Source organism: Sinorhizobium sp. CB7, assembly GCF_041357635.1.
In the GTDB taxonomy this organism is placed as follows: Bacteria; Pseudomonadota; Alphaproteobacteria; order Rhizobiales; family Rhizobiaceae; genus Rhizobium.
Genome location: NZ_JAULLL010000008.1, coordinates 92,815 through 117,855, shown reverse-complemented (window position 1 = coordinate 117,855; position 25,041 = coordinate 92,815). Strand labels below are relative to the sequence as shown.

19 protein-coding genes are annotated in these 25,041 nt (G+C 60.0%); 10 read left to right on the top strand and 9 right to left on the bottom strand.

Translation table 11 applies throughout. The features are described 5' to 3' along the window. Positions 1-42 precede the first annotated feature (42 nt). The 5 genes from AAE029_RS16510 to AAE029_RS16490 all read right to left on the bottom strand — a co-directional run bounded on the left by AAE029_RS16510 (position 43) and on the right by AAE029_RS16490 (position 6,386). A complete protein-coding gene (locus tag AAE029_RS16510; RefSeq protein ID WP_371073952.1) occupies positions 43-273 on the bottom strand; it encodes a DUF308 domain-containing protein in 231 nt (76 codons plus the stop codon). Positions 274-288: 15 nt separating this feature from the next. Then, a complete protein-coding gene (locus tag AAE029_RS16505; protein ID WP_371073951.1) occupies positions 289-1,545 on the bottom strand; it encodes an arginine deiminase in 1,257 nt (418 codons plus the stop codon). Between the two features lie 14 nt (positions 1,546-1,559). After that, on the bottom strand, positions 1,560-2,993 hold the full coding sequence (locus AAE029_RS16500) for a basic amino acid/polyamine antiporter (RefSeq protein ID WP_371073950.1): 1,434 nt from the start codon (positions 2,991-2,993) through the stop codon (positions 1,560-1,562). Positions 2,994-3,242: 249 nt separating this feature from the next. Next, on the bottom strand, positions 3,243-4,670 hold the full coding sequence (locus AAE029_RS16495; RefSeq protein ID WP_371073949.1) for a basic amino acid/polyamine antiporter: 1,428 nt from the start codon (positions 4,668-4,670) through the stop codon (positions 3,243-3,245). A gap of 342 nt (positions 4,671-5,012) precedes the next feature. Beyond that, positions 5,013-6,386 (bottom strand): aspartate aminotransferase family protein, encoded by a 1,374-nt coding sequence (locus AAE029_RS16490; protein WP_371073948.1) that lies wholly within the window; start codon positions 6,384-6,386, stop codon positions 5,013-5,015. 82 nt (positions 6,387-6,468) lie between these two features. On the opposite strand from AAE029_RS16490, the gene AAE029_RS16485 reads away from it, so the two are divergent. Next, the gene (locus AAE029_RS16485) at positions 6,469-7,830 is read left to right on the top strand and encodes a glutamine synthetase family protein (RefSeq protein WP_371073947.1); all 1,362 of its coding nucleotides are present in this window, start codon (positions 6,469-6,471) and stop codon (positions 7,828-7,830) included. Positions 7,831-7,852: 22 nt separating this feature from the next. Here AAE029_RS16485 and AAE029_RS16480 read toward each other — a convergent pair whose 3' ends face one another. Then, positions 7,853-8,824, bottom strand: coding sequence for a diacylglycerol kinase family protein (locus AAE029_RS16480; RefSeq protein WP_371073946.1), 972 nt, complete (start codon positions 8,822-8,824; stop codon positions 7,853-7,855). A 387-nt stretch (positions 8,825-9,211) separates the two neighbouring features. Here AAE029_RS16480 and AAE029_RS16475 point away from each other — a divergent pair, with 387 nt between their 5' ends. Next, positions 9,212-10,369 carry an MFS transporter gene (locus AAE029_RS16475; protein WP_371074160.1) on the top strand — a complete coding sequence of 386 codons (1,158 nt, stop codon included), beginning with the start codon at positions 9,212-9,214 and terminating at the stop codon, positions 10,367-10,369. Here AAE029_RS16475 and AAE029_RS16470 read toward each other — a convergent pair. Beyond that, positions 10,337-10,738: a winged helix-turn-helix transcriptional regulator gene (locus AAE029_RS16470; RefSeq protein ID WP_371073945.1), complete on the bottom strand. Its 402-nt coding sequence runs from the start codon at positions 10,736-10,738 to the stop codon at positions 10,337-10,339. The genes AAE029_RS16475 and AAE029_RS16470 overlap by 33 nt on opposite strands. Positions 10,739-10,840: 102 nt before the next feature. Between AAE029_RS16470 and AAE029_RS16465 the strand changes: the two genes are divergently transcribed. Both AAE029_RS16465 and mgtE read left to right on the top strand, forming a co-directional pair. Further along, positions 10,841-11,854 (top strand): zinc-binding alcohol dehydrogenase family protein, encoded by a 1,014-nt coding sequence (locus tag AAE029_RS16465; RefSeq protein WP_371073944.1) that lies wholly within the window; start codon positions 10,841-10,843, stop codon positions 11,852-11,854. A gap of 306 nt (positions 11,855-12,160) precedes the next feature. Continuing rightward, positions 12,161-13,537, top strand: a complete 1,377-nt coding sequence (gene mgtE, locus AAE029_RS16460) for a magnesium transporter (RefSeq protein WP_371073943.1) — start codon at positions 12,161-12,163, stop codon at positions 13,535-13,537. A gap of 37 nt (positions 13,538-13,574) precedes the next feature. Here the strand turns inward: mgtE and AAE029_RS16455 are convergent, their stop codons facing one another. Further along, a complete protein-coding gene (locus tag AAE029_RS16455; RefSeq protein ID WP_371073942.1) occupies positions 13,575-14,096 on the bottom strand; it encodes an Lrp/AsnC family transcriptional regulator in 522 nt (173 codons plus the stop codon). A 99-nt stretch (positions 14,097-14,195) separates the two neighbouring features. Between AAE029_RS16455 and AAE029_RS16450 the strand changes: the two genes are divergently transcribed. Continuing rightward, positions 14,196-15,098, top strand: coding sequence for a DMT family transporter (locus tag AAE029_RS16450; protein ID WP_371073941.1), 903 nt, complete (start codon positions 14,196-14,198; stop codon positions 15,096-15,098). Between the two features lie 115 nt (positions 15,099-15,213). On the opposite strand, the gene AAE029_RS16445 is transcribed toward AAE029_RS16450, so the two are convergent. Beyond that, entirely contained in the window at positions 15,214-16,878 is a 1,665-nt protein-coding gene (locus AAE029_RS16445; protein ID WP_371073940.1) for an electron transfer flavoprotein-ubiquinone oxidoreductase, read from the bottom strand. Positions 16,879-17,078: 200 nt separating this feature from the next. Between AAE029_RS16445 and AAE029_RS16440 the strand changes: the two genes are divergently transcribed. The 5 genes from AAE029_RS16440 (at position 17,079) to AAE029_RS16420 (ending at position 24,990) form a co-directional block, all read left to right on the top strand. Further along, a complete protein-coding gene (locus AAE029_RS16440; protein ID WP_371073939.1) occupies positions 17,079-17,867 on the top strand; it encodes an SDR family oxidoreductase in 789 nt (262 codons plus the stop codon). Positions 17,868-18,039: 172 nt separating this feature from the next. After that, complete coding sequence (locus tag AAE029_RS16435; protein WP_371073938.1) at positions 18,040-19,332, top strand: efflux RND transporter periplasmic adaptor subunit; 1,293 nt, start codon at positions 18,040-18,042, stop codon at positions 19,330-19,332. Beyond that, complete coding sequence (locus AAE029_RS16430; RefSeq protein WP_371073937.1) at positions 19,329-22,445, top strand: efflux RND transporter permease subunit; 3,117 nt, start codon at positions 19,329-19,331, stop codon at positions 22,443-22,445. The genes AAE029_RS16435 and AAE029_RS16430 overlap by 4 nt, the downstream gene beginning before the upstream one ends. A 311-nt stretch (positions 22,446-22,756) precedes the next feature. Then, on the top strand, positions 22,757-24,046 hold the full coding sequence (locus AAE029_RS16425) for an Hsp70 family protein (RefSeq protein WP_371073936.1): 1,290 nt from the start codon (positions 22,757-22,759) through the stop codon (positions 24,044-24,046). Between the two features lie 68 nt (positions 24,047-24,114). Next, positions 24,115-24,990, top strand: a complete 876-nt coding sequence (locus AAE029_RS16420; RefSeq protein WP_371073935.1) for a uracil-DNA glycosylase family protein — start codon at positions 24,115-24,117, stop codon at positions 24,988-24,990. The last annotated feature ends 51 nt before the right edge of the window (positions 24,991-25,041 follow it).

Below are 25,041 nucleotides of genomic sequence, written 5' to 3'. Positions count from 1 at the left end.
CGGTCGTGGCCCGCAGTGACGGCTCACGATATCGGCCAATTTTCATTCGCAATGAGCATGGAAGCCGGCCCAGGCGGTCGCCTGGAAGGTCTGGAGGATCTGCGGGACGCCGACAACAGCGAGCACGAGCCCCAGGACAATGCTCGCGGCGACCGTGGAAATTGCGGGCAGCATGATCGCTAGGCCGCCGCCCACGATGAGTGCGATGCCAAGGCCAAGAAACCAAGCCCATCTGGATTGGGTTGCCTCAACCAGCCCGCTGGAATTGGCCATGATGTCCCCCGCCTCTCAGTAATCAACGGTGTCACGGATGATCGGACATGTCATGCAATGGCCGCCTCCGCGCCCACGACCGAGTTCGGCACCGACAATCGTGATCACCTCGATGCCTTCCTTACGCAGCAATGTGTTTGTGTAAGTATTGCGGTCGTAGGCATAGACAACGCCCGGGGCAGCGCAGACGAGGTTGGCGCCGCTATCCCATTGCGTGCGTTCGCGCATGTAGGCATTGCCGCCGGTTTCGACGACGCGCATCTTCTTGAGGCCGAGCGCGTCGCGCACGGTATCGACGAAGCTGCCCTTGTCCCGGTGGAACTCGACGCCGCCCTTGCCGTCCGGACGGTAGGAGAAAGCCTCAATGCCGTAGACAATATCCGGATAGAGCAATACGCAGTCGCGGTCGGCGAAGGTGAATACCGTATCGAGATGCATGGCGGCGCGCAGCTTCGGCATGGCCGCAACGATGACGCGCTCCGCCGCTCCCTTTTCGAACAGCGCCGCGGCCACCTGACTGATGGCCTGGCGCGAGGTGCGCTCGCTCATGCCGATCAGCACGTTGCCCTTGCCGATTGGCATGACGTCGCCACCTTCGAACGTGGCCAAGCCCCAATCCTTGGTGGGGTCACCCCACCAGACGTCCACTTTTCCCGCGAAGTCCGGATGGAACTTGTAGATCGAGCTCGTGAGGATGGTTTCCTCGTGGCGTGCCGGCCAGTAAAGCGCGTTGAGCGTCACCCCGCCATAGATCCAGCAGGTGGTGTCACGCGTGTAGAGCGTGTTCGGAAGCGGCGGCAGCAGATATTCGTTGACGCCAGCCGCATCGCGGATCAGCGCCAGTTGCTCGCCGCCGACATCCTCCGGGAATTCGTAGGTCGACAACCCGCCGATCAGTGTTTCGGCCAGTTCACGATCTGACAGTCCTTCGAGATAGGAGCGAACCTCGTTGAGAAGGCCAAGGCCGATCTGGTTCGGCACGATCTGATTGTCGAGAATCCACTTTTTGGCTTCGGGAACTGCTACGGTCTGAGCAAGGAGATTATGCATTTCCAGGACTTCTATGCCGCGGTCGCGCATCTTGGTCATGAAGTCGAAATGGTCGCGCTTGGCATTATCGACCCACAGCACGTCATCGAACAGAAGCGCGTCGCAATTGGTCGGCGTCAGACGCTGATGGGCGCGGCCGGGAGCGCACACCATGACCTTGCGTAGCTGTCCAACCTCCGAATGAACGCCGAAGGCCTGTTGTGTGGAGCTTGTAGAAGACATGCCTTACCTCCTCTTCAGATTGTCAGGTAGCCGGTGGACAATCCGACGATCGCGGCAATGCAGCCAATGACTGCAGCGGCGAAGATCACCCAGTCGACGGTCGTGTTGAAGATCTGCTTGCCCTGCTCGCGGCGGGCCCAGAAGTAGAGGATCGTACCGGGAGCATAGAGAAGAGCCGATAGAAGGACGAATTTCAAGCCGCCGGCGATGATCATGAAGATCGTATAGATCACGGCAATGCCGGCGATGATCAGGTCGCGTCTGCGCTCCTCCGGCCTGACCTCATAGGTCTCGCCACGCTGTGCGACGAGATAGCCATATGCCGCGACGAACAGGTAAGGGATCAGTGACATGGCGCTGGTCAGGTTCAACATCAGCGCGAACGCATCCTGAGACCAGTAGGTGCTGATCACGAATAGCTGGACAATGATGTTTGTCAGCCAGAGTGCTGCAGCCGGAACCTTGTTCTGGTTCTCTGTGCCGAAGAGGCGGGGCATGTCGTCCGTGCGTGCTGCGACGTAGAGGACTTCCGCACATACCAGCGACCAGGCGAGATAAGCGCCCAAAACCGAAATGATGACACCGGCGCTGATGAAAACGGCGCCCCACGGCCCGACGACGGCTGCCAGCACACCCGCCATCGAAGGCTGCGTCATGGCTGCGATCTCGGGACGCTGCAGGGCGGCGTACGGCAGCAGCGTCACCAACACCATAAGCGCGGTAACGCCGACGAATCCTATAATTGTCGCCGTACCCACGTCGGCACGGGTCTGTGCATAGCGGGAATAGTTGCTCGCTCCCTCGATACCGATGAAGACGAAGACGGTCGCCAGCATCGTCGCCCGGATCTGCTCCAGAAGCGAAGCTGCCGGCATCCCTTCGCCGCCCCAGAAATTGGCGCGAAACAAATCCAGCTTGAAGGCGATGGCAAGCAGCACGATGAAGGTGAGGATGGGCACGACCTTGGCGACCGTCACGACAGTGTTGATGAAGGCTGCCTGTTGCACGCCCCTGAGGATCATGAAGTGGAACAGCCAGATGCCGATCGAAGCGACGACGATTGCAACAAGTGTGTTGCCGTCGCCGAAGACGGGAAAGAACCGGCCGAGCGTGGACTTGATCAGCACCCAATAGGAGACGTTGCCGATGCAGCTGCCGATCCAGTAGCCGAAGGCCGACAGGAAGCCGGGATAGTCGCCGAAGCCCGCCTTGGCATAGGCATAGACGCCGGCGTCGAGATCCGGCTTGCGCTCCGCCAGCGCCTGAAAGATGCGGGCGAGCATGTACATGCCGCCGCCGGCGATGCACCACGCGATGATCGCGCCAAACGGACCGGTCGCAGCCCCGAAGGTGCGAGGCAGCGAGAAGATGCCCGCACCCACCATCGAGCCGACAACCATCGCCGTCAGCGCGAACAATGAAAATTTTTGCGTGGAATCCGAAGCCATGATGTCCTCTAAATAATTAGCAGGTCATGTTTTTTAGGGACGCCTGATGACCATCCGCAGAACCCCGATCGAAGTATAGTGCCGTTCACCGCAACTGTGATCGGCATAGAATCCCGCAACTAGGCCACGCGTCCAATTTTTCGGAATTCAACCACAAACATTTACGGGCAGCGTCGCTGGAGCAATTCCACGGGAAGTGCGAAGCGGTTTTCCGTCCGGAATTGCGTAAAACAAAGGGTCGCTGTTGCTCTAAACGGTGATGTGACCGGCAACGATCGCATATATCGCGACGACAGCGCCGACGGCAGCGATCGCGAACATGACCAGTTCGGCCGCGCTGAAGAGGCTTTTGCGCTGCTCACGACGCGCCATGATAAAGAGGATGCTGCCGGGACCGTAGATGGCGGCGGACAGCAGAAGGTGCGCGCCTCCCGCCGCAAAGATCAGCCACGTTGTATAGATGAGCGCGAGCCCCGATCGCACAAATTCGCCGCGATGGCTGGCGGGATCACGATCGTAAGTCTCGCCTGTCCAAGCGAGCTTGAAAGCATAGGCGGCGACCAGGAGATAGGGAATGAGGATCATCGAACTCGTCAGCTCGAGCGCGAGCCGGAAAGCATATTGTGCAAACAGCGTCAGGATCAGAAAAATCTGGACGATGATATTGGTGAGCCATAGCGCATTGGACGGAACGCCGTTCCTGTTCTCATGGGAGAGGAACCGGGGCATCGTGTCGTATTTCGAGGCGGAAAAAAGAATTTCGGCCGCGAGAAGGACCCAGGACAGATAGGCGCCCGCCACGGAAATGATCAGGCCGGCGCTGACGAACAAGGCGCCCCAGGGACCGACCACCGCCTCGAGAACGCCCGCCATCGATGGATTTCGAAGTCCGGCGAGATCGGTATTCAGCATCACGCCGTAGGACAGGATTGTGACAAGAACGAGCAGGCATAGCACCCCGAGGAAACCGAGAAGCGTCGCCACACCGACATCGGAGCGATTGCGGGCATAGCGCGAATAGACGCTTGCGCCTTCGATGCCGACAAATACAAAGACGGTGACGAGCATGGTGCCGCGAACCTGACTTGCGACATCCCCTAAAGTCGCCCCGCCTCCCCAGAAATTGGCGGTGAAGATCTCCGCCTTGAAGCCGAAGAACACGAGCACGATGAACAGGAGTATCGGAATGATCTTGGCGAAGGTGACAATGGTGTTGAGCGCCGCTGCTTCCCTTATGCCGCGGAGGATCAGAAAGTGGACGATCCAGAGGAGAGCCGACGAGGTCGCAACCGCGATGACGGTGTTGCCATCCCCAAAGATCGGAAAGAAGAGGCCGAGCGTCGACTTGATGAGCACGAAATAGGACACGTTGCCGAGAAGAGCAGCTGACCAGTAGCCGAGCGCCGACAGGAAGCCGAGATAGTTACCGAAGCCGGCCTTGGCATAGGCATAGATGCCGGCGTCCAGATCGGGCTTACGCTCCGAGAGCGACTGGAACACGAAGGCCAGCATGAGCATGCCGACGCCGGCGATCGACCAGGCGATGAATGCGCCAAATGGCCCCGTCACCCGGCCGAAAGCTTGCGGCAGCGAGAAGATACCCGCACCCACCATCGAGCCGACGCACATCGCCATCAGCGTCCATACCGAAAATTTCTGCTCCGAAGCGGAAACCATGAAGCGCAAACCGAAACCGGATTGATGGAAATGTCGGGGTGTAGGCCGGCCCGCTGATATTCTAGTCCTTTCCCTGTCACCCTGTGACCGGCAGGGAATCCTAATGCTGTGCTTCAGGTCCCATTCCTTCGGCGACCGGACACATTCCGCTGCTACGACCGTACGCACAGTTAGCCATCAGAGGACTCCATAGGCGCCAACATGCAGATGGCGGCGATGTAATAAAGCACGTGCAGCGTGTAGGCCCGGTCATTCCAGTGTAGATCCTGCGAACCGGTTCCGCCGCGCTTTCGTGAGCTTCAGGTGCAGCCCGGGGAAAGTGGCTGCCGAATTCGTTGCCAGCTAAGCTCCAGCCTTCACGTCCTGCCAGACGGCGTCAAGCGCGCGGCGAGCCGTCGAAACCATCTGATCGACCTCCTCGTGGGCGATGATCAGCGGCGGCGAGGCGAGCATGCGGTCGCCGGTCGCCCGCAGTACCAGGCCGTTTTCCAGGCAATGGTTGCGCACCATCACGCCGATTGCATCCGGTTTTTCGAAGCGGGCGCGGGTCTTCTTTTCGGCCGCGAGCTGCAGTCCGCCCATCAGGCCGATGCTGACAGCCTCGCCGACCATGTCGTGATCGGCAAGACTCGCCCAGGCCCGGGCGAAATAGGGACCGATATCGTCGCGGATACGCTCGACCAGCTTTTCTTCCTCGATGATACGCAGGTTTTCGAGCGCGGCGGCCGCACAGACCGGATGGCCGGAATAGGTGAAGCCATGATTGAAGTCGCCAACCTCGTTTATCAGCACATCGGCCACTCGATCGCGAACCAGCACGCCTCCAATCGGCAGGTAGCCTGACGACAGGCCCTTGGCGATCGGCGCCAGATCCGGCTCGACGCCGAAATGCTGATGACCGAACCATGTGCCGAGGCGCCCGAAACCGCAGATGACTTCGTCCGAGACGAGCAAGATGTCGCGTTCCTTGCAGATGCGGGCGATTTCCGGCCAATAGGTCTCCGGCGGAATGATAACGCCTCCTGCGCCCTGCACTGGCTCAGCGACGAAAGCTGCGACACTGTCTTCGCCGAGCTCATCGATCTTTTCTTCCAGTTCGCGAGCGGCTTTCAAACCGAATTCCGCCGGCGAGAGATCGCCGCCTTCGGCATACCAATAGGGTTGGCCGATATGGACGATGCCGGGAATAGGCAGATCGCCCTGCTCATGCATGTATTTCATGCCGCCAAGGCTCGCGCCTGCGACCGTCGAGCCGTGATAGCCATTACGACGCGCAATGATGACCTTCTTCGACGGCCGCCCGACCGCGCTCCAATAGACCCGCGCCATGCGAAACCAGGTATCATTGGCCTCGGAGCCGGAACTGGTGAAAAAGACATGGTTGAAACGCGGTCCGGCATGGGACGTCACCTTTTCGGCAAGAAGCGTCACCGGCATGGTCGTGGTGCCAAAGAAGGTGTTGTAATAGGGCAGTTCGTTCATCTGCCGCGCGACGACATCGGCGATCTCCTTACGGCCATAGCCGATATTGACGCACCACAGGCCGGCAAATCCATCGAGATACCTCCTGCCGTGATTATCAAAGATATAGACGCCCTCGCCGCGTTGGATGACCCGGCTGCCATCGTCATTCAGCTTCTTCATGTTGGAGAAGGGATGGAGGTGATGAGCGGCGTCAATGGCGGTGAGATTGGAAAGCCGGGAAGTATCGGACATGATTTGCAAAAACCTCGCCGGATTGAAAGGCTGATCGGGATCGGCTACGAGCTTGGCCTCGTCCGAGGGGATTTTCAAGATCATGGCGGCTAACAGGACAACCGATGGAAACATGGGCGACAGTTCCGCTCCGCCGCGCATCGAAATCTTGATTGCGGACATGAACGGACGGTTGCGTGGCAAGCAGATCCCGCTCGAGGCCGAGAAGAAAATCTGGTCTGGCGCCGTGCGCCTGCCTCTTTCCACGCAATCGCTCGATATATGGGGCGATGACAATGACGATTTGACCGGACTGTCGCTGACAATTGGCGACCCCGACGGCACCTGCCTTGCCGACGAACGGACGGTTGTCGACATGCCATGGGCACCGCCTGGCTCACGCCAGGTGCTCGCGACCATGCACGAACTGGATGGGACGCCGAGCTTCATGGATCCACGCGCGATCCTCGCTCGTGTTGTTGATCGCTTCAAGGCGATCGGGCTCACGCCCGTCGTTGCAACCGAGCTGGAATTCTACGTCGTCGCAGGCGACTGGCGCGAGCGCGGCATCCCCTCGCCGCCAGCCGCACTCAACTATCGCGACGATCCGAACGGTTTCCAGCTCTATGACATGGATGCCGTCGACCTTCTCGACGGCTACCTGCAAACGCTCAGGGGATATGCCAAGGCGCAACACCTCCCCGCCGAGGCAACCACCGCCGAATTCGGGCCGGGCCAATTCGAGATCAATCTTCTGCATCGCGGCGACGCCCTGGCGGCGGCCGATGACTGTGTTTGCCTGAAGCGGCTCGCCGAACAGGCCGCGCGCCGACACGGCCTCAAATCGACATGTATGGCGAAACCCTATTCGGATCACGCTGGTTCGGGCCTGCATGTCCACGCCAGCCTCGTCGATGCCGAGGGCAAAAACATTCTCGATGCCGCGGGAGGTGAGCCACGAAGGCTAAGATCTGTCGCAGCTGGCCTGCTTCGGACAATGCAGGAGGCGCAACTCGTCTTCGCGCCTTTCGCCAATTCCTACCGGCGGTTTCAGCCCGGCTCGTTCGCGCCCGTCGATCTGAGCTGGGGTTACGGGCATCGCGGCACGGCGGTGCGCATTCCCGAGCAGGACGGACCGGGAGCTAGGATCGAACACCGCGTCGCTGGGGCCGACGCAAATCCCTACTTGTTGCTTGCCGCCATTCTCGGCGGAATGCTGCTCGGCATTGAAGCCGATCTCGATCCCGGCGAGGAAACGACGCCGGTGAACATCCCTCGCAACGCGCCGCGCCTGACGCATGATTTTCTGACCGCCGTCGAAGCGTTTCGCGCATCGGCCTCCATCGCCGATATCTTCGGCGATCGCTACCAGAAGCTCTATGGCGATACCAAACACAAGGAAGCAATCCGCCATCTGAGAACGGTCTCGGATTTCGACTACCGAACCTATCTGCCGCGCCTGTAGGGCATCCTGCGTTCGAGTTGTATCACTTGGGCGAACGCGTAGCGCCTGCCAAGGCAACCGGCTCACGCTCTACAGGTTCCGACATTTGCGCGGCAAGTCCCCGCCGAACGAGCACTTTCAGCTCTCCAGCGTGCAATCTCAGCGCAACGTCACGCGCCAGCGGCAGAAGCTCGCCGTCCATGACGCAATTCGCCTTTGCGCGCAGCTTGGGGAAATGAAGGTTCACTTCCTGCGTATGCATCACCATTACATCGGCATTCTCGCGGAATTTTCCTCTGAGCATGTCGAAGGCGAGCCGGGCAACGCCTAGCGGACGCAGGGGTTTTGCCGTGTAGAAGCCGAGCTCACCGCTACGCAGGTCGTCGGCATAAAGAAGTGCGTTCTCGCCGAAGGGATTGTTGGATACGGAAATAGCAGAGACATTGCACCGCTCCCGCCTGCCCTCCGCTTCGAATTCAACCTCAAATTCGGGAGGATTGAAGATAACGCCCAGGGCGGCACGGGTGCTCGCGCGAATCTTGCCGATCCGGGAACGATAGCTATAGGAATTGCGGTAGCGCACCATGCGTGCATGCAGGCCGGCGGAAAATTGATGGATAAAGGGCCTGCCGTTGGCGCTCGCGATATCGACATTGTCAACCTCGCCAAACGCAAGAACCTCCAGCGCCTCCCAGATATCAAGCGGCACCCTCAGGGATCGGGCAAACAGGTTCATCGTTCCGGCCGGGATCACGCCGAGGGCAACCCCGTTCTTCCAGGCGATGGATGCCGCCGCGGCAATAGTGCCGTCGCCGCCGCCGGCGACGATGCCGTCAATATCGTCGCGCCTTGCTGCACGCTCCATTGCGGGTACGATCTCGGTGCCGGAAAAGACGATCGCCTCGAAATCATGGCCCGCCTCGCGGAAGACGGACTCGGCTCTTCTTTCATAGGCGGCCATGTCCGTCGTCCTGAACGTACCGCCGTCGCGATTAAAAAAGCCCATGAGCTTCATAACAACGTTCCGCTTTCCTTGTCGCTGAAGTTGATAGGGCGCAAAAGCTCCCGGACAGAAATGGTTCAAGAATGGGTGATTTCAAGCGGAATCCATCGGTCGCGCGATCGCTGGATTGCCGCTTCCTGCCGCAATATCGCAATGGACGTATGCACATAGCTCCATACTGCACTGCAAAAAATGCACTCGACTGGCGTGGGAAAGCTGGCGGATAAATAGACGATGGGAGCATCTCGCTCCTTCCCTTCTTCTTTGTCGATGGCCTGCGGTCACCTGCCGCCGCTCTTGCCGTTGTCCACTTAATATGCCGTTTCAGGAGCTCCCGTGAGCCAGCTTGCCGTCGCAGAACCGCTCGATTCGCCGCCGATCGACGAGGCACCCGCGCCAATGACGGTGGCCCTTGTACAGCTTGCGCTTGCTGTCGGCGGCTTCGGCATCGGTACCGGCGAATTCGCCATCATGGGGCTGCTTCCCAACGTTGCAGAGACCTTTTCCGTCACGACACCGCAAGCAGGCTACGTCATCAGCGCCTATGCGCTCGGTGTCGTGATCGGCGCGCCGGTGATCGCTGTCATCGCGGCAAAGATGGCGCGCCGCACGCTGCTTTTGACCCTGATGCTCGTCTTTGCGGTCGGCAACATTCTCAGCGCGCTTGCTCCAACCTTCGAATCCTTCACGCTGCTTCGCTTCATCAGCGGTTTGCCGCATGGTGCCTATTTCGGCGTTGCAGCGCTGGTCGCAGCCTCAATGGTGCCGGTACATCGGCGAGCGCGTGCCGTCGGCCGTGTGATGCTAGGTCTCACTGTCGCCACCCTACTCGGAACACCGCTGACGACCCTGTTCGGTCAATCTCTGGACTGGCAGGTGGCGTTTTTGACGGTCGGCATGGTCGGTCTGCTGACCGTTGTCCTCATCTGGATCTATGTACCGAAGGATAAGGTGGCGGACGGTGCGAGTTCGCTGCGGGAACTCGGTGCCTTCCGGCGTCCGCAGATTTGGCTGACGCTCGGTATCGCCGCCGTCGGATATGGCGGCATGTTCGCGATGTTCAGCTATATCGCCTCGACAACGACCGAGGTCGCCATGCTTTCCGAAAGCGCCGTGCCGATCATGCTGATCCTCTTCGGCATCGGTATGAACGCCGGCAATTTCATCGGTTCATGGCTTGCCGACAAGTCGCTGATGGGCACGATCGGCGGCTCGCTGATCTACAATATGGTCGTTCTGACGACTTTCTCCCTGACGGCGGCCAATCCGTTCATGCTGGGGCTTTGCGTCTTCCTCATCGGTTGCGGCTTTGCCGCGGGGCCTGCACTTCAGACGAGGCTGATGGATGTCGCCGCCGACGCGCAGACGCTCGCCGCCGCCTCGAACCACTCAGCCTTCAACATCGCCAACGCGGTCGGCGCCTGGCTCGGCGGCCTCGTCATCGCCTGGGGCTTTGGTTTCGCGGCGACCGGCTATGTGGGCGCAGCGCTATCTATCCTCGGCCTCTTCGTCTTTGCCGCGTCGCTACGCCTCGAGCGTCGCAGCCGGAACAACTAGGTCCTTCAGCGAGCGGACCTCGCGCTTGCCCGCATGGCAGAAGACATTCTCCTCGCCCCAGGCGGCCAGGGCCCGGATGACCGGTTCCAATGACTTCCCGAGCGGCGTCAACGCATAATCGACCCTTGGCGGAACCACCGGATAGACGGTGCGGGAGACGAGACCACAGTCCTCCAGTTCACGAAGCTGTTTGGTCAGCATGCGCTGCGTTATCGCTGGCAGTTTGCGGCGCAATTCGTTGAAGCGCAGCGTCCCTTCCATCAAATGGAAAAGAATGACGCCCTTCCATTTTCCATCAAGGAAACTCAAGGTCGCCTCTACCGGGCATCCGGGAAAATTCTTGACCAGCTTGGCACGGGGCAATGACATCGACAGTATCCTTTTGGGTACTACGTACAGAATTTGTGCATTCTTGCGATGTTGGAGCATAGTGCGCATCTAGCTCTCCTGCAACGAACACAGGAGTTTCCGATGCGCGTCGTCGCTTACAAGATCCCGCAACCCATTTCCGCCGAAACATCATTGATCGACGTCGAGCTTCCCGTCCCTGAAGCCCGAGGCCGCGATCTGCTGGTCGAGATCAAGGCGGTCTCCGTCAATCCGGTCGACGTCAAGGTGCGCGCCAGCGCTGCCCCCGAACCCGACCAGCTCAGGATTCTCGGCTGGGATGCAGCAGGTATTATCAAGGCCGTCGGTTCCGACGTCACTTTTTTCAAGCCGGGAGATGAAGTCTTTTATGCTGGAACTATCAACCGGCCGGGCTCCAATTCCGAGTTCCATCTGGTCGACGAACGCATCGTCGGCAGGAAGCCGGCAAGCCTCGATTTCGCGGCCGCCGCCGCATTGCCGCTGACCTCCCTTACCGCCTATGAAACTCTCTTCGACCGGTTGAAGGTGCAGGATCCGGTGCCGGGCGCACAGCGCGCCATCCTGATCATCGGCGGCGCCGGCGGTGTTGGCTCCATCGCAATCCAGCTCGTTCGCGCGCTGACGGACCTCACGGTCATCGCTACTGCCTCACGACCAGAAACGCAGGCCTGGGTGAAGGACCTTGGCGCCCATCATGTCGTCGATCACTCGCAACCGATCGCGCCGCAAGTCGCCACTCTCGGAATTGGCGCACCAGGTTTCATCTTTTCGACAACGAATACCAACGATCACATTGCATCGATCGTCGAGGCGATCGCGCCGCAGGGTCGCTTCGCGCTGATCGACGACCCGAAGGTTCTCGACATCGTGCCTTTCAAGCGCAAAGCAGTCTCAACCCATTGGGAACTGATGTTCACGCGGCCGCTTTTCGAAACCGCCGACGTCGAAGAGCAGCACAGGCACCTCAACAGGATCGCCGAGCTCGTCGACAAGGGTGAGATCCGCACGACATTGACCGAGACAGTGGGGCCGATCAATGCTGCGAACCTGAAGAAGGCGCATGCCATGGTCGAGTCCGGAAGGATGAAAGGCAAGGTCGTACTGGCCGGATTTTAGGCCCCTTTCGGTACCTTTCTTGCCGGACGGTTGTCGCCGCCCGGCCTCTTTCTGTTTTCCATCACGGAGAGGGTGCGACATTCTTGCCGTAAGCAGTTATGGCACTTGACTTTTTCCCTCCTCGGATCCACGTATCATGACACGCGGGTGACATTGTTCGTCCGCGGATTTCAACGGAGCCATCAACCGATGCCTAGCGACAGTAGTAGTCGATTGCCTTTGCCGTTAGCGGCGTTCGTGCACTGACCGACCTCTGTCGGCTCGCCACGATCCGCCGCTACGGCGGATCGACGGAAAGGCGAGCAAATGAATTTCAACAGCTTTCCCCTTCGGGCAGGTCATGCCGCCCGTTTCTTCACAAATGACGCCCTCGGGGCAGTCACGACCGCCGAGCGCGTAGAGCGGCTGAATGCACTCGGGGTCGTTGAGGCCGCCGGCATTCTTGCCACTCTGCCGCAATCAAAAGCGGTGCGCATTATCGGTCGGCCGGAGTTGCACAATGCTTCGGCCATTGTTGCCGAAATGCCGGTCGATCATGCGGCACGGCTGCTGAACGCCACTGCCAATGACCGAGTCGCCGATATCTTCCAGGACATGGATGACAACGCGCGCGTCGCCCTCTTCGCAAGGCTGGACCGGACCACCTGTCTCGCCGTCCAGCATCTGATGGGCTATCCGCCGCGCACGGCAGGCAGCATCATGACGACCGAGTTCGTCAGCGTGCCCAACACGTGGACTGTCGCGCAGACCCTCGATCATGTGCGCCAGGTCGAACGGTCACGTGAGACGGTCTATGCCATCTACGTTCTCGACGCCGTCACGCGCGTACTGACGAATGTCGTAACACTGCGCCGCCTGATTACCGGCGAGCCGGGGGCATCCATCCTCTCCGTCGCCCAGAGGGACGGCATCGTCAGGGCCGATGCGCTGATGACGCAGGAGGAAGTTGCAAGACTCATTCGCAGGCATAATCTTCTCGCACTCCCCGTCGTCAACGAGGACGGCCGGATGCTCGGCATCGTCACCGTCGACGACGTCATCGATACGATGATCGCCGATACCACCGAGGACGCGCAGAAATTCGGCGGCATGGAAGCCTTGGGCAAGCCGTATATGAAGATCAGTTTTGCCGGCATGATCCGCAAGCGCGCAGGCTGGCTCGCCGCCCTTTTTATCGGTGAGATGTTGACGGCGAGCGCCATGCAATATTTCGAAGGAGAGCTCGAAAAAGCGATCGTGCTCACTCTCTTCGTGCCGTTAATCATGAGCTCAGGCGGCAACTCCGGCTCGCAGGCGACGTCGCTGATCATAAGAGCCCTAGCGCTCGGCGAGCTGAAGCTCTCCGACTGGTGGCGCGTTCTCCTTCGGGAACTCCCGGCCGGCCTCACGCTTGGCACCATTCTCGGCGCCATCGGTCTTGTGCGCGTGATCATCTGGCAGCAGCTCGGCCTCTATAACTACGGTGCGCACTGGCTGCTGATCGGCATCACGGTCTATGCGGCGCTGATCGGCATCGTCACCTTCGGCTCACTTTGCGGCTCGATGCTGCCGTTTCTGCTGCAGAAGCTCCGGCTCGATCCCGCCAGTGCCTCGGCACCCTTCGTCGCAACATTGGTCGACGTAACAGGGCTGATCATTTATTTCTCAGTCGCGCTGCTCATTCTCAGCGGCACTCTTCTTTGATGACACTAAGACGGGGCCTGCGAGGTCCCGTCTTCTCTTATTTGCCCTCCGGCAGCTTCAGCGGACCGGCCGTCTTCATCGTTCGGATTGCGAAATTCGAGCGAATATCGCTCACATTCGGCAAGGTCAGTAACGTGTCCGTCAGCAGCTTTTCGTATGCTGCGAGATCCTCCACGACGACTTCGGCCAGGAAGTCGGCGGTGCCTGAGATCAAAAAGCAGGAGACGATCTCCGGGATGGACAGCAACGCTTTCTGCTGCATTTCGGCATTCTCCCGGCTGTGGTGCGCAACCTTGAACTCGACAAAAACCGTCAGCCCAAGACCCACCTCCTTGCGATCAATATCCGCGCGGTAGCTGCGGATCACGCCTGCCTTTTCAAGATTGCGGATCCGTCTCAAACACGGTGACGGCGAGAGGTTCACCTTTTCGGCGATCTCGACATTCGTGGCGCGCGCATCCTCCTGAAGGCATTTCAGGATGGCGATATCGAATTTGTCCAGATTTGGCATTTTACGAATGATCCATTGGTCATCTTGGCAGAATATTGCTCTTACCATGAGTTTCACGCCATAGATAGCAAGGACATGCCCCGAGTTTCAGCTCTATTCTTTCCTTCTGACGGACGATGATCCGCCCGGAAAAGGAAGGATAGAGAGATGACCACCCTGGCATTTTCAAATGGCAGATCCGCATCTGCCGCCGCCGGCTACGCTGGCGGCGTCATCACCGTTCTCATCTGGGCGACCTGGATCCTGGCGACCCGACACAGCGCGGTCACGCAACTTGGCACAGTCGACATCGGTCTCATTCGCTATGGTATCCCTGCCCTCGTGCTCGCGCCAGTCTGGTTGCGCACGGGCCTGCGGCCGAAAGGAGTGCCTCTGATTCTGCTAGCGCTGATGGTCACAGGCGCCGGTGCGGTCTTCTTCCAGTTGACTACCTATGCAATCCATGCGACTCCCGCCGCATCCGCCAGCATCCTCCTTGGCGGCTCCATGCCGCTGGCCGCAGCTGTGATTGGCGTCACCATCTTCCGCGAACGGCCGGATCTGACGCGCTGGCTCGGACTAGCCGCCATCGTTGCCGGCGTCATCATTCTGCTGGTGCGCAGCCTATCCGGTTCTGAGGTTTCCTGGATCAGCTTTACGCTGCTGCCTTTGGGCGCCGTATTATGGGCGGGTTACACTCACGCCTTCCGTCGTACGGGGCTCAGCGCCATCCAGGCCAGTGCCCTGATCGCCATCTGGTCCTTCCTGATCCATATTGGGCTGGCGCTCGTCTTCGGTACGTCGTTGACGGAGGCGCCCCTTCGGGAAATCGGGCTGCAGGTCATGAGCCAGGGGCTGCTCTCCGGTCTTGCCGCCACCGTTGCCTACGGCGTTGCCGTGCAGTCGCTGGGCGGGACGCAAGCCGCCGCATTCACCGCCATTACGCCCGTGCTTGCCACGCTCGGCGGCGGCTTCCTGCTTGGCGAAGAGATCGGCATCGCCGAGTTTGTCGCTGCCGCGGTCACGGGGGCAGGTGTCGCTCTTTCGACAGGAATATTGGCTCGGAAGTAATTGATCCAATCCAGCGAAAAGACCGGAGAGCGTCGCTCCGCCCTTGACGCTACGTCGCCCTGGAGCAAGGCCGAGTTTCTCAGCATGCCCCTCGCTCATCACGACGCTCGATCACCTACATATTCGGGTAAACCGGCCCTTCGCCACCTTGCGGCGGCACCCAGTTGATGTTCTGGTTCGGGTCCTTGATGTCGCAGGTCTTGCAGTGCACGCAGTTCTGGGCGTTGATGACGAAGGTCTGCTTGCCGTCCTTTTCCACCCATTCGTAGACGGCGGCCGGACAGTAGCGGGTCGAGGGGCCCGCATAGACGTCGAGTTCCGAGCTCTTCTGCAGCGCCATGTCCTTGACCTGCAGATGCACCGGCTGGTCTTCCTCGTGATTGGTGTTCGACAGGAAGACCGAGGAGAGACGGTCGAAGGTCAGCACGCCGTCCGGCTTCGGATAGTCGATCTTCTGGTGCTGTGAAGCGGGTTCGAGCGACTGCGCATCGGTCTTGCCATGTTTCAGCGTGCCGAATAGGGAGAAACCCGCGAGCTGGTTCGTCCACATGTCGAAGCCGCCCAGCGCAATGCCGATGAGTGTGCCGAACTTCGACCAGAGCGGCTTAACGTTGCGCACCCGCTTCAGGTCCTTGCCGATGTCGCTCGCGCGCCAGGCGTTTTCGATCTCGACCGGTTCGTCATTGGCACGGCCGCCGGCAATGGCGGCGGCGATCTTTTCCGCTGCCAGCATGCCTGATAGCACCGCGTTGTGGCTGCCCTTGATGCGCGGCACGTTGACGAAGCCGGCGGAACAGCCGATCAGCGCGCCGCCGGGGAAGGACAGTTTCGGCACCGACTGCCAGCCACCCTCGGTGATGGCGCGGGCGCCATAGGAGATGCGCTTGCCGCCCTCGAAGGTGCCGCGGATTGCAGGATGCGTCTTGAAGCGCTGGAATTCCTCGAAGGGATGAACATAGGGGTTCTTGTAGTTCAGGTGCACGACGAAACCGACGGCGACGAGATTGTCCTCGAGGTGATAGAGGAACGAGCCGCCGCCGGTGGACATTCCAAGCGGCCAGCCGAAGGAGTGCTGCACCAGGCCCTTGCGGTGCTTCTCGGGCTTCACCTCCCAGAGTTCCTTTAGACCGATGCCGAATTTCTGCGGCTCGCGATCCTTCGAAAGGTCGAACTTGGCGATCAGCTGCTTGGCGAGCGAGCCGCGCACGCCCTCGCCGATCAAGGTATATTTGCCAAGCAGCGCCATGCCGCGGGTATAGTTCGGGCCGGGCTCACCGTCCTTGCCGATGCCCATGTCGCCGGTCGCAACTCCGATCACGGCACCCGCGTCATTGTAAAGCACCTCGGTTGCGGCAAAGCCCGGATAGATCTCGACGCCAAGCTCTTCCGCCTTGGCGGCAAGCCAACGACAGACAAGCCCGAGCGAGACGATGTAATTGCCGTGGTTGCTCATCAGCGGCGGCATCATCAGGTTGGGCAGGCGGATCGAGCCGGCCGGGCCTAAAAACAGGAAATGATCATCCGTCACTTCGGTCTTGAAGGGATGATCCGCCTCCTCGCGCCAGCCCGGCAGCAGCCGGTCGATGCCGATGGGATCGACCACGGCGCCCGACAGGATATGCGCGCCGACTTCCGCACCCTTTTCGAGCACGACCACGGAAAGCTCCGGATTGACCTGCTTCAGGCGGATCGCTGCCGCAAGACCCGCGGGTCCCGCCCCTACGATTACCACATCGAATTCCATGCTCTCGCGTTCGGGCAATTCGCTTGCGTCAGTCATTCCTGTCTCCGATGGGCCGTGCGTTCGGCCGTATTCCCCAGTTTTGGGTATCTCTTTGTCAAAACGGGAGAAGATTGTCGAGCCGGGATGCGACAGGCGATCCTCAATATGCACCTACGACCGAAAGTTTGGTCCCGCAATGGCTTTTCCTTGCAGCCGATCGTGTCCTATACATCGATGAAAAATCGGAGGCAGATATCATGGATTTAGGCATCAAAGGAAAACGCGCCCTCGTTCTCGCCTCTTCGAAGGGACTTGGACATGGGGTCGCCGTGGCGCTCGCGCGTGAAGGCGCGAACGTGCTTCTGTGCGGGCGAAGCGGCGAACGGCTGGAGGCCAATTGCGCGGCGATCAATGCCGAAGGCAACGGCAAGGCAGACTGGGTCTGGGCCGATCTGGGAGAGGAAAATTTCGTTGCGACCATCGTTGCTGCGGTCAACGAGAAATTCGGCGGACTCGACATCCTCGTCAATAATACCGGCGGTCCGACACCTGGCACAACGGAGGAGATGACGGCGGAGAAGCTGGAAAGCTATTTCTTTTCGATGGTGCTGCGGATCATCACGCTCACCAATGCGGTGCTTCCGGGCATGAAGGAACAGCGATGGGGCCGAATTCTGACGCTCGCCTCTTCCGGTGTCATCGAGCCTATCCATAACCTGGCGCTTTCCAATACGATGCGACCGGCGCTCGCAGGCTGGAGCAAGACGCTCGCGATCGAGATCGCGAGCTACGGGATCACAGCCAACCTGCTGCTGCCGGGCAGCATCTTGACCGACAGGCTGGATAATCTCGATTCTGCCGCCGCCCGACGCACGGGCAAAAGCATGGAAGAAATCCGCGCCGAAAAGGAAGCCAGGATACCGATTGGGCGCTACGGCCGCGTCGAAGAATTCGCGGCCACTGCCGCTTTTCTCTGCAGCGCGCCTGCAAGCTACATCACGGGCTCGATGGTGCGTTGCGACGGCGGTGCCGCCCGGTCGGTATGAGCTGCGCCGACAGCTATAAATAGTAAGAGCGCGAGGCGTCTCGCGCTCTCTTCGTACATTACAAAGATTTAAGGTATTATAACCGCTTAGTGATCAGTTCGGTCCTTTTTGCGCCGCAATAGCCATGGTTGAATGACCGCAGAATTAAGCGCAACTTTCGACCGGTTTTCTTATGAAGAAATTTTGGATCCTTTTGGGGCTTGTTGTCGTCGCGGGTATAGCCGCGTGGGAATTGCGTGATCGGCTTCCCTTCGTCTCATCACTCGTTCAGCAGGCTTCCGCCGAACTCGGAGTGAATGGAAGCCAGAAGGCCCAGGCGGAAGGGCAGGAACAGGGGCAAGGGCAGCACAATCGGCGTCGTGGCGGTGCCGGCGGTCCCACTATGGTGAAAACCGTCGCAGCCCAGAACACCACGCTTCCTCTTGACGTAACGGCCTCCGGCTGGGCCGATGCCGACGACAACACGACGATTGCCGCTCAGGAGCAGGGTCTTGTCGTCAGCATTCCCGGCAAGGACGGGGCGACAGTCAAAGCCGGCGACCTTATCGCCAAGCTGGACGATCGCACCGCACAGGCAACCGTTCAGAAGGACCAGGCAATGATCGTGCGCGACGGGGCGACATTGGCCGCGGCCGAAACGGCGTTGACGCGTGCCAATGACCTGCTGCGTCAGAATGCCGGCACGCAGCAGACGGTTGATCAGGCCCGTGAGGCGCGAGACACGGCTGCCGCCACCGTCGAGGCCGACAAGGCGTCGCTCGCTTCGGATCAGGTCTTGCTCGAACATACCGAAATCCGCGCCCCCTTCGATGGCAGGCTGGGCGATATTGCCGTCAGCCCCGGTGCCTTCGTCAACGCCGGATCAGCGATTGTCACGATCGCCAAGTACGATCCGATCTATGTGAAATTCCATCTGCAGGAGGCCAATCTCAGGCGGTTGAAGCAAGCTCTCGCTGTCGGGCCGGTTGACGTTTCGACGGTGCCGCATTCCGACAAAGGCAAGGTAAGACACGGTCAGATCAGCTTCTATGACAATACGGTCGATCCGGCATCAGGTACGATCCTCGCCAAGGCGAAATTCGAGAACGCATCAGGCGCGCTTTGGCCGGGGGAGTCCGTCAATATCGTCGTTCACTTCGACAATAACCAACAGCAGATCGTCGTGCCAACTGTCGCCGTCAACCCAGGTCCCGACGGCTTCTTCTCATTCGTCGTGAAAGACGGCAAGGCTCAACTCACACCGGTAACGGTGGCGCGCGAGAATGGCGGTTTTACCGCCATCGCCAAGGGCCTTTCGGAGGGCGACCACGTGGTCGTCGAGGGCCAGGCGCAATTGAGCGATCAGCAGAACATCAGCGAGCAGTTCGAAGACAAGCCGCAAAAAGTCGCTTCCGCCGAACGGCAGCCCGAACAGCAACCACCGGACCAGCAGACAGAAACGATCGCGGTGGGGGCACAGCAATGATCCCGAACTTCTGCATCCAGCGCCCTGTCGCTACCACGCTGCTTGCGATCGGTGTCGTGCTTGCCGGTCTGGCAGGCTACCAGCTGGTGCCGGTGGCAGCCCTGCCGCAGGTCGACTTCCCGACCATCAATGTCTCGGCGCAGTTGACCGGCGCCTCACCACAGACCATGGCGACATCGGTCGCCACGCCGTTGATCAAGCAATTCGAAACGATCCCCGGGATCAGCGAAATCAGCGCGACGAGCTCGCTCGGCAATACGAGTATCGTCCTGCAGTTCGATCTCAACCGTAATATCGATGCAGCCGCCGCCGACGTTCAGGCGGCGATTTCGCATGCGACGCGGCAGTTGCCGGACAACATGACGACGCCGCCGAGCTACCGCAAGACCAACCCCGCCGACGCCCCGGTTATGCTGCTTGCTATTCAGAGCGACACGATGCCGCGCAGCAAGCTCGACGAAATCGCCGAGGACATTATTTCCCCGTCGCTTTCGACCCTGCCCGGCGTCGCCGAGGTGAGCGTATTCGGCGCCCAGACCTATGCCGTTCGTGTCGAAGTCGACCCCAACAAACTGCTCGCCCGCGGCATCGGCATAGACACCGTCAACAAGGCGATCGACGCAGCCAACAGCCAGGTTCCAGTCGGCACTCTGCAGAATGATGCGCAGAGCATGACCATCAATGCCGACACTCAGCGCACGAACGCCGCAGAGTTCCGCTCGCTCGTCATTGCCACACCCAACGGCGCGCCGATCCATCTCTCCGAAGTCGCAAACGTCCAGGACAGTGTGGAGAACCAGTATACGGGCAGCTGGTACGACGGCAAACGGGGCATCATGCTCGCGATCCAGCGCCAACCTGACGCCAATACCGTCGACGTCGTCGACGCCATCAACGCAAAACTCCCTGCGCTCCACGCGGAAATGCCGCCCTCGGTCAAGACGGTCATCATGAACGACTCGGCAAAGCCGATCCGCGATGCCATCGCAGATGTGAAGTTCACGCTGTTGCTGACGATCGGGCTGGTCGTGCTTGTCATCTATCTCTTCACCGGCCATCTGACGGCAACGATCATCCCGGGTCTCGCCGTGCCGCTTTCGCTGATTTCGACTTTCGGCATGATGTACGTGCTCGGATACAGCGTCGACAACATCTCGCTATTGGGTTTGACGCTGGCGGTCGGCCTCGTGGTCGACGACGCGATCGTCATGCTGGAGAACATTCTTCGACACGTCGAGGAAGGCATGCCAGTCAGGGAAGCAGCGATCAAGGGTGCCGGCGAGGTCAGCTACACCATCATTTCGATGTCTGTCTCACTCATCGCCGTCTTCATCCCGATCCTGCTGATGGGCGGTGTCGTGGGCCGTGTCTTCAACGAATTCGGCATGGTGGTCGCCATCGCGATTATCGCTTCGGCCGTTGTCTCGCTTACCGTCACGCCGATGCTGGGCTCTCGTCTTTCCGAGAACCACAGCAGACCGCCGCTACTCGTTCGTCTTTTTGATGCTGGCTTCGAACGCACCTTGAGAGGATACGACAGATCGGTCGGCTGGTGTCTGCGCCATCGTGCCACGATATTCCTGCTTTTTCTCGCCTCCGTCGGGCTTACGGTCTATCTGTTCATGACGCTGCCGGCGAGCTTCTTCCCGCAGGAGGACATTGGTCGTCTCAGCATTACTACGCGGGCGCGGCAGGACATCTCCTATCCGGCCATGGAGGCACTGCAGAGCCAGGCGGCGGCAGTGGTCCTGAAGAACCCGGCGGTCGCCCACGTCATGTCGACTGTTGGTGGCAACGCCCGCAGCCCCCTGAACAACGGTACGATGTATGTCGAACTTAAGGACAAGGACAAGCGTCCGCCGCTCGATCAGACGCTCCGTGAGTTGCGCACGAGCATCAACAGGATCCCGGGCATCCAGGCTTATATCACGCCGCAGCAGAGCCTGCGCTTCGGAGGGCGCCAGACGGCCAGCCAATATCAGCTCGTCGTCCAGGCTTTGAAGGCTGATCAGACAAACCTTTGGGCTGGCAAGATCCAGGATGCGCTGCGTGCCGACCGGCGCTTCACCGACGTGACCACGGACGCGCAGAACAATGCGCTTCAGGCCAATATCGTCGTCGATACCGAAAAGGCCGCGGCCTACGGTATCACCGACGACCAGTTGCGCACGACGCTGCAGGAATCCTTCGGCGCCTTCACGGCGGCTCAGATCCAGTCGACCGGCGATAGCTACGATGTGATTGTCGAATACGATACGAGCAAGCCATGGGATGACCAGAAGCTGCAGGAAATTCGTGTCGCTTCCGCCAATGGCAGCCTCGTGCCGCTATCCAACTTCGCCAGGGTTGAGCGCACCACCGGTCCGGTGACGATCAACCAGACGGGTCAGCTTGTTTCGACAACGGTGTCGTTCAACCTGCCCGCCGGAGAATCGCTAGGCGACGCAACGGCCGCAATCGATCAGATCAAGAAAGACATCAACATGCCTGCGGACGTCTTCACGTCCTATGGCGGCACGGCCCAGATCTTCCAGCAGTCGCAGGGCAATACGCCGCTCTTGATCATCGCCGCGGTGCTGACGATCTATGTGGTGCTCGGTGTCCTTTACGAAAGCTTCATCCATCCACTGACCATCCTGTCAGGTCTGCCGGCAGCGGCTCTCGGCGCCTTGCTGGCACTGAAGGTCATGGGCTTCGACCTCTCGATCATCGCACTTATCGGCCTCCTGATGCTGATCGGCATCGTGAAGAAGAACGCGATTATGATGATCGACGTGGCGCTGGAAAATCTTCGTTCGGTGCCAGGCATTTCGACATCGGAGGCGATCCACGAAGCCTGCGTACGGCGTTTCCGTCCGATCATGATGACGACCTTCTGTGCCTTGCTCGGCGCGCTGCCGATCGCGCTCGGCACCGGCGCCAGCTCGGAGCTGCGCCAGCCGCTCGGCATCGCCGTCGTTGGCGGCCTGCTCGTCTCACAGGCGCTGACGCTCTTCATCACACCCGTCATCTTCGTCGAAATGGACAGGCTCAACTCCTGGCTCCATGGCTTCGGCCGCAGGAAAAAGCCCCTGTCTCAGGAAGACGTGCCGACGGCAATCGCCGCGGAGTGATATATGGACGCCTGCGGCGCCGTGCGCCATACAGGACGCACGGCCCCGCGAGGCTTTGAGTTGCGCCCGTTTTGATTTCGGGCCTTTTGCCCCTTGAAAGCGCCCTCCCGCTATGGCATCACCCACCTTCCCTACAGCGCCGCGCTTCTTTTAAGACGCACAAAGGACGCTGCAGCACTTTGAATTACTGCATGTTTTTATCCTTAAGTCGGTTCCGATTTAAGGAAACATGCAGTAGATAACGGCGCGTAGCGTCTTCGCTTGGAGCCATGCTCCGATCTCAACATTGACGGCATGAAAGGGGTGCGGGCATGGCTCAGGCGCTGGGTTTCGACTTCGGCACGACGAATACCGTTCTGGCGCTCGCCGGCGACAGGACAACCCATTCAGTTTCCTTCACCAGTGCGGCGGGAACCGCCGACAGCATGCGCACGGCATTGTCCTTCATGAAGGATCCCGTTCTCGGCAACTCCGTGCTGAAGGTCGAGGCCGGACATGCCGCCATCCGCCAGTTCATCGACAATCCAGGTGACTGTCGCTTCCTGCAATCGATCAAGACCTTTGCGGCCAGCGCCCTCTTCCAGGGCACGCTGATCTTTGCCAAACGCCACAGGTTCGAAGACCTGATGGAAATATTCGTGCGGCGCCTGCGCGCCTATGCCGGCGAGGCCTGGCCGTCAGGCATCGGCCGGATCGTCGCGGGGCGGCCCGTGCATTTCGCAGGCGCCAATCCGGACCCGGCGCTTGCGATGGCACGCTACAACGAGGCGCTGTCGCGCTTCGGCTTTCCGGAAATCCACTATGTTTACGAGCCTGTCGCAGCCGCCTTCTATTTCGCGCAGAACCTGAAGTCCGATGCCACGGTGCTTGTGGCGGATTTCGGCGGCGGCACCACCGACTACTCCCTGATCCGCTTTGAAACCCGCGGCGGTAAGCTTAGCGCCACACCGATCGGCCATGCCGGTGTCGGGGTCGCGGGCGATCACTTCGACTATCGCATGATCGACAACATTGTCGCGCCGCAGATCGGCAAAGGGAGTCACTTCAAGAGCTTCGGCAAGATTCTTGAAGTCCCGTCGAACTATTACACCAGTTTCGGTCGCTGGAACCAGCTCTCGATCTTCAAGACCTCCAAGGAGTTCGAAGATCTGAAGACGCTGGTGCGAACCAGTCTGGAGCCGGAGAAACTGGAAACCTTCATCGATCTCGTCGAACACGATGAAGGCTATCCGCTCTATCAGGCGATCTCCGCCACGAAGATGGCGCTTTCGGCAGCCGAGGAAGCGGAATTCAACTTTCCTCCGCTCGGCGCGGGCAGGCGGCGGATGATCGCGCGTGCCGATTTCGAACGTTGGATCGCCGAGGACCTCTCCCGTATCGAGAGTGCGCTCGACGAGGTGCTCGCAAAGACGAACACGCCGGCAGGCAGCATCGACAAGATCTTTTTGACAGGCGGCACCTCGTTCGTACCGGCGGTCCGCCGTATCTTCACCGAACGCTTCGAACATGACCGCATCGAAAGCGGCGGCGAACTGCTCTCCATTGCCCATGGATTGGCCTTGATCGGCGAGCGCGACGATATCGGGCAATGGACGGTGTAATGGCAGCACCGGCGGAACCGCTTGCCGCTCCCCTTCCCCCCGGTCGCACCATTCGCTAAAGTCGGATCATGATTTCCGCCAAAGACCTCTCCCCTGCAGAACTGGCCGCCCTTCTGCATTTCCATGCGGATGCCGGCGTCGAATGGCTGCTGGAAGAGGAAGCAATCGACCGATTTGCGGAATTCGAGGCGATGAAGGCGGCACGACAGGGAGCACGGCCAGCCCCCTCGCCAAACGAAGCACCCCGACCGACGAGCCGGTCTGCCGAGAGCGACCGCCGTTCGCCGCCACCCGTCGAACGACAGGCGCCACGTGCCCCGACCGTGCCGGACGATCAGGCTGTGGAACAGGCTCGGTTCGCCGCCGAAAGCGCTCGTTCGCTCGACGAACTCAAGACGGCGCTTGCGGCCTTCAACGGGTGCAATCTCAAGAACAGCGCCCGCTCGACCATTTTCGCCAGCGGCGATGCCGGTAGCGGCATCATGGTCATAGGCCCGATGCCGAGCGCGGACGATGATCGCGAAGGCATCCCCTTTGCCGGGCGTGCCGGGCAACTCCTGGACCGCATGCTTGCCGCCATTGGCCTTAACCGTGACGGCATCCTGCTCACCAATGTCATTCCTTGGCGTCCGCCGGGAAGCCGAATGCCGTCCGACCTGGAAACCGAGATTTGCAAGCCCTTCATCGAGCGTCAGATCGCTCTTGCTGAACCGAAGGCCATGCTTCTCTTCGGCAACTTCACTGCTCGTTTCTTCTTCGGGGGAAATGACACGATCCACGGGCTGCGCGGACAATGGAAGGATGTGCCCGCTGGAGGGTTGATCGTTCCTGCGCTTGCGAGCTTTCATCCGCAGGAACTGCTCACCGCGCCAATGAACAAACGGCTGGCCTGGGCCGATCTTCTCGCTTTCCGCCTTCGTCTTCACGGAATGGCTTCCGCCTAAATTTGCGTCAACATTAAATAATTATGAAATTAGTCATGCGATTTTCGCATG

What these genes read in the sequence shown, in the direction of transcription:
- AAE029_RS16485 (WP_371073947.1), top strand. Translation starts at nt 6,469, where the DNA reads ATGGCGGCTAACAGGACAACCGATGGAAACATGGGCGACAGTTCCGCT.
- AAE029_RS16455 (WP_371073942.1), bottom strand. Translation starts at nt 14,096, where the DNA reads ATGGTAAGAGCAATATTCTGCCAAGATGACCAATGGATCATTCGTAAA.
- AAE029_RS16510 (WP_371073952.1), bottom strand. Translation starts at nt 273, where the DNA reads ATGGCCAATTCCAGCGGGCTGGTTGAGGCAACCCAATCCAGATGGGCT.
- AAE029_RS16420 (WP_371073935.1), top strand. Translation starts at nt 24,115, where the DNA reads ATGATTTCCGCCAAAGACCTCTCCCCTGCAGAACTGGCCGCCCTTCTG.
- AAE029_RS16505 (WP_371073951.1), bottom strand. Translation starts at nt 1,545, where the DNA reads ATGTCTTCTACAAGCTCCACACAACAGGCCTTCGGCGTTCATTCGGAG.
- AAE029_RS16445 (WP_371073940.1), bottom strand. Translation starts at nt 16,878, where the DNA reads ATGACTGACGCAAGCGAATTGCCCGAACGCGAGAGCATGGAATTCGAT.
- AAE029_RS16425 (WP_371073936.1), top strand. Translation starts at nt 22,757, where the DNA reads ATGGCTCAGGCGCTGGGTTTCGACTTCGGCACGACGAATACCGTTCTG.
- AAE029_RS16480 (WP_371073946.1), bottom strand. Translation starts at nt 8,824, where the DNA reads ATGAAGCTCATGGGCTTTTTTAATCGCGACGGCGGTACGTTCAGGACG.
- AAE029_RS16435 (WP_371073938.1), top strand. Translation starts at nt 18,040, where the DNA reads ATGAAGAAATTTTGGATCCTTTTGGGGCTTGTTGTCGTCGCGGGTATA.
- AAE029_RS16490 (WP_371073948.1), bottom strand. Translation starts at nt 6,386, where the DNA reads ATGTCCGATACTTCCCGGCTTTCCAATCTCACCGCCATTGACGCCGCT.
- AAE029_RS16470 (WP_371073945.1), bottom strand. Translation starts at nt 10,738, where the DNA reads ATGTCATTGCCCCGTGCCAAGCTGGTCAAGAATTTTCCCGGATGCCCG.
- AAE029_RS16500 (WP_371073950.1), bottom strand. Translation starts at nt 2,993, where the DNA reads ATGGCTTCGGATTCCACGCAAAAATTTTCATTGTTCGCGCTGACGGCG.
- AAE029_RS16475 (WP_371074160.1), top strand. Translation starts at nt 9,212, where the DNA reads ATGACGGTGGCCCTTGTACAGCTTGCGCTTGCTGTCGGCGGCTTCGGC.
- AAE029_RS16440 (WP_371073939.1), top strand. Translation starts at nt 17,079, where the DNA reads ATGGATTTAGGCATCAAAGGAAAACGCGCCCTCGTTCTCGCCTCTTCG.
- AAE029_RS16465 (WP_371073944.1), top strand. Translation starts at nt 10,841, where the DNA reads ATGCGCGTCGTCGCTTACAAGATCCCGCAACCCATTTCCGCCGAAACA.
- AAE029_RS16450 (WP_371073941.1), top strand. Translation starts at nt 14,196, where the DNA reads ATGACCACCCTGGCATTTTCAAATGGCAGATCCGCATCTGCCGCCGCC.
- mgtE (WP_371073943.1), top strand. Translation starts at nt 12,161, where the DNA reads ATGAATTTCAACAGCTTTCCCCTTCGGGCAGGTCATGCCGCCCGTTTC.
- AAE029_RS16430 (WP_371073937.1), top strand. Translation starts at nt 19,329, where the DNA reads ATGATCCCGAACTTCTGCATCCAGCGCCCTGTCGCTACCACGCTGCTT.
- AAE029_RS16495 (WP_371073949.1), bottom strand. Translation starts at nt 4,670, where the DNA reads ATGGTTTCCGCTTCGGAGCAGAAATTTTCGGTATGGACGCTGATGGCG.